This is a genomic window from Cobetia sp. 1CM21F, assembly GCF_023161745.1.
In the GTDB taxonomy this organism is placed as follows: Bacteria; Pseudomonadota; Gammaproteobacteria; order Pseudomonadales; family Halomonadaceae; genus Cobetia; species Cobetia amphilecti.
Genome location: NZ_JALNTQ010000009.1, coordinates 46,277 through 53,259 on the forward strand (window position 1 = coordinate 46,277; position 6,983 = coordinate 53,259).

General features: G+C 63.7%; 5 protein-coding genes. All 5 read left to right on the top strand.

Annotation, left to right across the window (positions count from 1 at the left end):
• The first annotated feature begins 87 nt into the window (after positions 1–87).
• The 5 genes from xerD (at position 88) to MSG32_RS17790 (ending at position 6,764) form a co-directional block, all read left to right on the top strand.
• Positions 88–993, top strand: coding sequence for a site-specific tyrosine recombinase XerD (xerD, locus tag MSG32_RS17770; RefSeq protein WP_192839491.1), 906 nt, complete (start codon positions 88–90; stop codon positions 991–993).
• A 39-nt stretch (positions 994–1,032) separates the two neighbouring features.
• Positions 1,033–1,803: a DsbC family protein gene (locus tag MSG32_RS17775; protein ID WP_248381083.1), complete on the top strand. Its 771-nt coding sequence runs from the start codon at positions 1,033–1,035 to the stop codon at positions 1,801–1,803.
• Between the two features lie 172 nt (positions 1,804–1,975).
• The gene (locus MSG32_RS17780) at positions 1,976–3,292 is read left to right on the top strand and encodes a homoserine dehydrogenase (RefSeq protein WP_153636631.1); all 1,317 of its coding nucleotides are present in this window, start codon (positions 1,976–1,978) and stop codon (positions 3,290–3,292) included.
• A gap of 115 nt (positions 3,293–3,407) precedes the next feature.
• Complete coding sequence (gene thrC / locus MSG32_RS17785) at positions 3,408–4,799, top strand: threonine synthase (protein WP_215823551.1); 1,392 nt, start codon at positions 3,408–3,410, stop codon at positions 4,797–4,799.
• Between the two features lie 159 nt (positions 4,800–4,958).
• On the top strand, positions 4,959–6,764 hold the full coding sequence (locus MSG32_RS17790) for a DHH family phosphoesterase (RefSeq protein ID WP_248381085.1): 1,806 nt from the start codon (positions 4,959–4,961) through the stop codon (positions 6,762–6,764).
• Positions 6,765–6,983: the final 219 nt, after the last annotated feature.

Genomic DNA, 6,983 nt, shown 5'->3' on the forward strand with positions numbered 1-6,983 from the left:
CGAGGCTCACGCAGGCCAGGTGCTGCGGTACATGACGGCCACGGCGAGCTCGGATGGCGCGTCATTGAGGACGGGGAAGCGGGAATGATGGACGACGATGCGTTGGTCGAGGCCTTTCTCGATACGTTGTGGCTAGAGCGGGGTGCCAGTGACAATACGCTTGGCGCCTATCGCAGTGATCTCACGGCCTGGCGGCGCTGGTTGGCCGATCAGGCGGAGACGGGTGCTGACACGGTGCCGTTGCTGAGCGTGGCACCGCAGCAGGTGCAGGCCTTCTGTGACTCGCGGCGTGAATCGCATGCGCTGCGCTCCACGGCGCGTCTGCTGTCGGCATTGCGGCGCTTCTATCGCTGGGCGCTGGCCGAAGGCATGATCGAGGCGGACCCGCTGCATGAGGTGCGCCTGCCGCGCGTGATTCCCAGCCTGCCGGGCACGCTGGATGAAGAGGAGGTCGAGCGCCTGCTGGAGGCGCCGGATCTCGACACGCCCATCGGGCTGCGTGACCGCACCATGCTCGAAGTGCTCTATGGAGCGGGCCTGCGCATCAGCGAGCTGGTCAACCTGAGTGTCGATGCGCTCAATCTGCGCCAGGGTGTCGTGCGTGTCACCGGCAAGGGCGATCGTGAGCGGCTGGTGCCGCTGGGCGAGGAGGCCTGTGACTGGTTGTCACGCTGGCTGTCCGTTGGCCGACCTGCGATGATGGCCGACCAGACGCGTCCGGCACTGTTTCCCGGCCGACACGACAAGGCCATGACGCGACAGACCTTCTGGCATCGCATCCGGCGTCACGCCGTGACTGCGGCCATCAGCAAGCCTCTGTCACCGCATACGCTGCGCCATGCCTTCGCCACGCACCTGCTCAATCACGGTGCCAACCTGCGTGTCGTGCAGTTGTTGCTGGGACATCGTGATCTTTCCACGACCCAGATCTATACCCATGTGGCCCAGGCGCGTCTGGAGCGTCTGCATGCCGAACATCATCCGCGTGGCTGAGTGTCCTTCCCTCTGCGCGCGGACGCCAAGGAGTGTTTGATGAGCAAGTCTTTCCGTCGTCCGCAGGCCCTGTCCCGTGCGATCCGCCTCCTGAGCGCCGGCGCCATGCTGACGCTTGTGGCGCCATTGGCCCAGGCTGATGCGCTGGATGATCTGCGCGACAAGCTCGTCGTCAATGGCCAGCCGCTGCCGGTCGAATCACTGGCCTCAAGCCCCATCGACGGCCTCTATGAAGTGCGCTTGGCCAGTGGCGAGAGCTTCTTTACCGATATCGACGGCAAGCATCTGATCGTGGGTGAGATGTACCGCAATGATGGCGACAAGGGGCTGGTCAATCTCAGCGAGCAGAAGGCCAATGGCGAGCGCCTCGAGCTGCTGGCCGAGGTCAGTGAAGATGATATGGTCATCTTCCGCCCGGCGGGTGAGGTCAAGGCGGTGATCAGTGTCTTCACCGATACCACCTGCCCGTATTGCCGCAAGCTGCACCAGGAAGTGCCGGAACTCAATGCACGTGGCATCGAAGTGCGCTATCTGGCCTTCCCGCGCGGTGGCATGCGCTCGCAGGGCGCGCGCGAACTGGCGCAGGTGTGGTGTGCGGACAATCCCACCGAGGCGATGAACCAGATCAAGAATGAAGGCGAAGTGCCCAAGCAGGCGGCCAGCTGCGATGCGCCGGTGCAAAGCCAGTATCAGCTGGGCACGCGCATGGGAGTGCAGGGCACCCCGGCCATCGTGATGCCGGATGGCCAGATGGTGCCTGGCTACCTGCCGGTGGAGCGTCTTGCCAGCATGCTGGGCATTGATGACTGAGCCACAGGCGACAAGACTGCGCGTTGACAGGGCGTCCTGCCTTGCTACCGTGGTCACGACAGACGTACGTGCAGGATGTTTGGATAATAGACCGACGTGAGATCGGCAAGGCCGTCGCTGACAGTGGCGCGGCCCTCAAGGCTGGATACCGTAACAAGAGAGGAAAGCGACGTTGAAACCGGTGAAAGTAGGAATCTGTGGTCTAGGGACCGTAGGCGGCGGCACTTATAACGTGCTGATTCGCAATGCCGATGAGATTGCGCGTCGTGCTGGACGCCCGATCATCGTCGAACAGGTCGGCGCACGACGCGACAATCCTGACTGCGATATCACCGGCGTCAGCCGCACGCACGACATCTTCGAGGTCGCGCGCAATCCCGAGGTCGATGTGCTGGTCGAGCTGATCGGCGGCTACGATGTCGCCTATCAGCTGGTGATGGAAGCCATCGCCAACGGCAAGCATGTCGTGACCGCCAACAAGGCGCTGATTGCCGTCCACGGCAACGAGATCTTCCGTGCCGCGGCCGAGAAGGGCGTGATGGTGGCCTTCGAAGCCGCAGTGGCCGGTGGCATCCCCGTCATCAAGTCGCTGCGTGAAGGCCTGGGTGCCAACCGTATCCAGTGGCTGGCCGGCATCATCAACGGCACCGGCAACTTCATCCTCAGCGCGATGCGTGATGAAGGTCGCAGCTTCGAGGACGTGCTGGCCGAGGCGCAGGCGCTGGGCTATGCCGAAGCCGATCCGACCTTCGATGTCGAAGGCATCGATGCCGCGCACAAGCTGACCATCCTGGCCTCGATCGCCTTCGGCGTGCCGCTGCAGTTCGACAAGGCCTACACCGAAGGCATCTCGCGCATCACGGCCGAGGACATCGAGCAGGCCGATAACCTGGGCTATATCATCAAGCATCTGGGCATCACTCGCGCCACGGCCAAGGGTCTCGAGCTGCGCGTGCATCCGACGCTGATTCCCAAGGAGCGCCTGCTGGCCAACGTGCATGGCGTCAAGAATGCCATCGAGGTGATGGGCGACGCTGTCGGCCCGACCCTTTACTACGGTGCCGGCGCCGGTGCCGAGCCGACGGCCTCTGCCGTGGTCGCGGACCTGCTCGACGTGGCGCGCGATATCGCCACCGACCACCGCTACCGTGTGCCGTATCTGGCCTTCGCCGAGATCAATCAGCACGGCGACACCCTGCCGATCCTGCCGATGGAAGAGATCGAGACGGCCTGCTATCTGCGTCTGCACGCAGTGGACCGCCCGGGCGTGTTGGCGCGTGTCGCGTCGATCCTCTCCGAGCAGGGCATCTCCATCGAGGCGATCATCCAGAAGGAGGCCACCGAAGGGGAGCTGGTGCCGATCATTCTGCTCACGCACCGTGCGCGCGAACTGCACATGAACGAAGCGATTCGCCAGCTGGAAGCACTGGTGGATGTCGCCGGTTCCGTGGTGCGCATTCGTGTCGAGGATCTCGACGACAACGCCTGATCGCGGGCAAATGGGGCGGGGCTATCGACGGTGATGGCACCGCCCCGCTGGGCAGCCGGCGCAGGCCGGAAGAGCAAGAATCATAACGGTGGCAAGAGCCACGGGAAGACACGACATGCGTTATATCTCCACGCGCGGCCAGGCGCCGGCGCTCGGTTTTGAAGATGTGGTTCTCACGGGGCTTGCCAGTGATGGCGGCCTGTACGTGCCGGAAACCCTGCCGCAGTTCAGCGCCGAAGAGCTGACGGCGATGGCCGGTGAGTCCTACGCGGAAATCGCCTTCCGTGTCATGAAGCCCTTCGTCGATGGCGCCATCGATGACGCGACCTTCCGTGACATCGTGCGCGAGACCTACGCGACCTTCAGTCACGATGCCGTCGTGCCGCTCAATCAGCTCGACAGCAACCATTACCTGCTGGAGCTGTTCCACGGCCCGACACTGGCCTTCAAGGATGTCGCGCTGCAGCTGCTGGGTCGCCTGCTGGATCACTTCCTCGCCAAGCGCGGCGAGCGTGCGGTGATCATGGGCGCGACCTCCGGTGATACCGGCTCCGCCGCCATCGAAGGCTGTCGTGCCTGCGATCATGTGGATATCTTCATTCTGCATCCGCACAACCGTGTCTCCGAAGTGCAGCGTCGCCAGATGACCTCCGTGCTGGCGCCCAACGTCTTCAACATCGCCATCGAAGGCAACTTCGACGATGCCCAGGCGATGGTGAAGGCCAGCTTCGCCGATCAGGACTTCCTGAACGGCACGCGTCTGGTCGCGGTCAACTCGATCAACTGGGCGCGCATCATGGCCCAGACCGTCTACTACGTGGCCGCCGGTGTGGCGCTGGGCGCTCCGGCGCGTCAGGTCAGCTTCACGGTGCCGTCGGCCAACTTCGGCAACATCTTTGCCGGCTATCTGGCCTCGCGCATGGGGCTGCCGGTGCGCCAGCTGGTGATCGCCACCAACGCCAACGACATCCTGCATCGCACCATCTCCTCCAATGACTTCTCGCGTCAGGAGCTGAAGGCGACGCTGGCACCGTCGATGGATATCGTGGTGTCCTCCAACTTCGAGCGTCTGCTGTTCGAGGCCTATGGCCGCGATGGTCAGGCGATCCGTGAGCTGCTCGAGCACTTCTCGCGTGAACCGGCAGCACTGGCGGATGCCCCGCTGGCGAAGCTGCGTGAGCTGTTCTCCAGTCACAGTGTCGATGACGAGACGATCCTCGAAGTCATCCGTGAGGCGCACCATCGCACCGGCGAGATTCTCGATCCGCATACGGCAACCGGCTATCGTGCGGCTGAGGTCTGCCGTACCGATAGCGCGACGCCGATGATCACGCTGGCGACGGCGCATCCTGCCAAGTTTGCCGAGGCCGTGGCGCGTGCCGGCTTTGCTGGCGTCGATCTGCCGCCGCATCTGCATGACCTGCTGGAGCGCGAGGAGCGTTACAGCGTACTGCCGGCGGAGTTGGCGGCAGTGCAGGACTTCGTGCGCGAGAATCGCCGCGGGTGATTGCAACAACTGCCGGTTGGCCCGCTCGGGGTGATCGGCAGTCATTTTTTCATGGCCGTCATGTCTGCAGTTCGCTGCCGAGATGACGGCCATGTCGTTTGTCAGGAGCTCTTCATGTCTGTCACTTCCCCCGTGTCGCCCCCATTCTCGCAAGACTCCATGAGTCGTCCGGACGAGCGCACGCTTGCGGCCAGCATTGCGCGGGTCATTCAGCCGCGCGTGCGTGACGAGCGTCTCTATCAACAGGGCATCGCGACCGGGCTCAGCGAATTGCAGGCACGTGTGCTGGCAGGGCGTCTGACGCTGGAGAGCTGCAAGGCGCCCCTGGAGGCGCTGGTCACGCCGGCGCTCCGGCATATCGAGCATCCCGAACGGCTGGCCGATGGCCGGCGCGCGGCAGAGCGCATCGCGCGCGCCGTCGCCGAGGGGGAGCATATCGGCATCCTCACCGACTATGACGTGGATGGCATCACCTCGCATGTAGTGATGCTGCGCACGCTGACCGAGCTGTTCGATGTGCCCTACGACCGCGTGCACAGCCTGATCGGCCATCGCATCCATGATGGCTATGGCATCAGTCTGCCGCTGGTCGAGCGCATCATGACGCTGTCGCCGCGCCCGTCTCTGATCGTGACCGCGGACTGCGGCTCCAGTGATGAGGCGCGTCTGGCGTTGCTCAAGGAGGCGGGGATAGAGGTCGTGGTGACGGATCACCATGCGTTGCCTCAGGAAGGGCCGCCGGCTTCCGCCTACGCGACCGTCAATCCGACGCGAGATGACTGCGCCTATCCCGACGCGACCATTGCCGGCTGCATGGTCGCCTGGCTGACGATGTCATTGACCCGCAATGTCCTGATCGAGCAGGGCAGGTTGCCGAGCGATGCCCCCAAGCTGTCGCCATGGCTGTCGTATGTGGCGCTGGGGACGGTGGCGGACTGTGTGTCACTGGGGGGCAGCGCGATCAACCGCGCGGTGGTCAATCTGGGCCTCACGTTGATCAACCGCATGCAGGAACCCTGCTGGCGCGCGATGGCAGAGCGACTCGGGGCGGATAGCGTGCCCTTCAATGCCGAGACGCTGGCCTTCCAGATGGGGCCGCGTATCAATGCCCGCTCGCGTCTGGATGACCCGTACGCCGCGCTGCACTTCATGTTGGCGCGGGAAGATGACGCGGCGCAGCGTGCGCTGGAGGTGCTCGATCAGGACAACCAGTCCCGCAAGGCGATCGAAGCCGAGATGGTCGAATCGGCGCGTGCCCTGGCGCTCACCTCCCTGCGGGAAGGGCATCAGGTGATCGTGGTCCACCTGGAGGATGGTCATCCCGGGGTGCAGGGGATTGTCGCTTCGCGCCTGGTGCAGCAGTTCGGGCGACCGACCGTCGTGCTGACACCAGCTGCGGTGCCCGGCATGTTGACGGGCTCCGGGCGCTCCATCGTAGGATTGCACCTGCGGGATGCGCTGCAGCGTGCCCATGATCTCGCGCCGCAGTGTCTGCCGCGCTTCGGTGGGCATCGCGGCGCCGCCGGAGTGGGCTTGCCGCTGACGGAAAAGGATACCTTCACTCGTGCCCTGCAACAGGCAGCCGCGGAGCAGTTGGGGGAGAGGGCGCTCAATCCCTTGATTCTCAGTGATGGTGAGCTGGTGGAAGGGCAGTTGAGTCTGGAGACGCTGGATGAGCTAGAGCGTCTGGCGCCCTTCGGGCGTGAGTTCGAGGCGCCTCTCTTCGAGGGCAGCTTCCTGGTCGAGAGCCTCAGGCCGGTAGGCGCCGATGGCACGCACCTGTCATTGGAACTCTCGCTCGGGCGTACGCGCCTCAAGGCGATCTGGTTCCGTGCGCTGTCACCGGGGGAATCACCGGCATTTGGCGTGGGGGCCTCTCTGAAGTGTGCTTACAAGTTGTCGCGCAATCGCTGGCGGGGGAGAGAGTCACTGCAGTTGATGCTGGAGCACGCAGTGCCTGCATGAGCTTGTTTGAATTGATAGCGATATCTGGCCAAAAAGCCCTTGCCATCAAACCGATTCCTGCGTAAAGTACGCATCCGCTGCCGGGGACGCATGGCGTTACCAGCGGTAAAAGAGGTTTGCAGGTGGTTGTTTTACTTGATGTTTTTTGAAGTCCGCTTCGAATTCATCGATTGACAATCCCGGGCGATTCGCTAGAATACGCCGCACTCCTTACGGAAC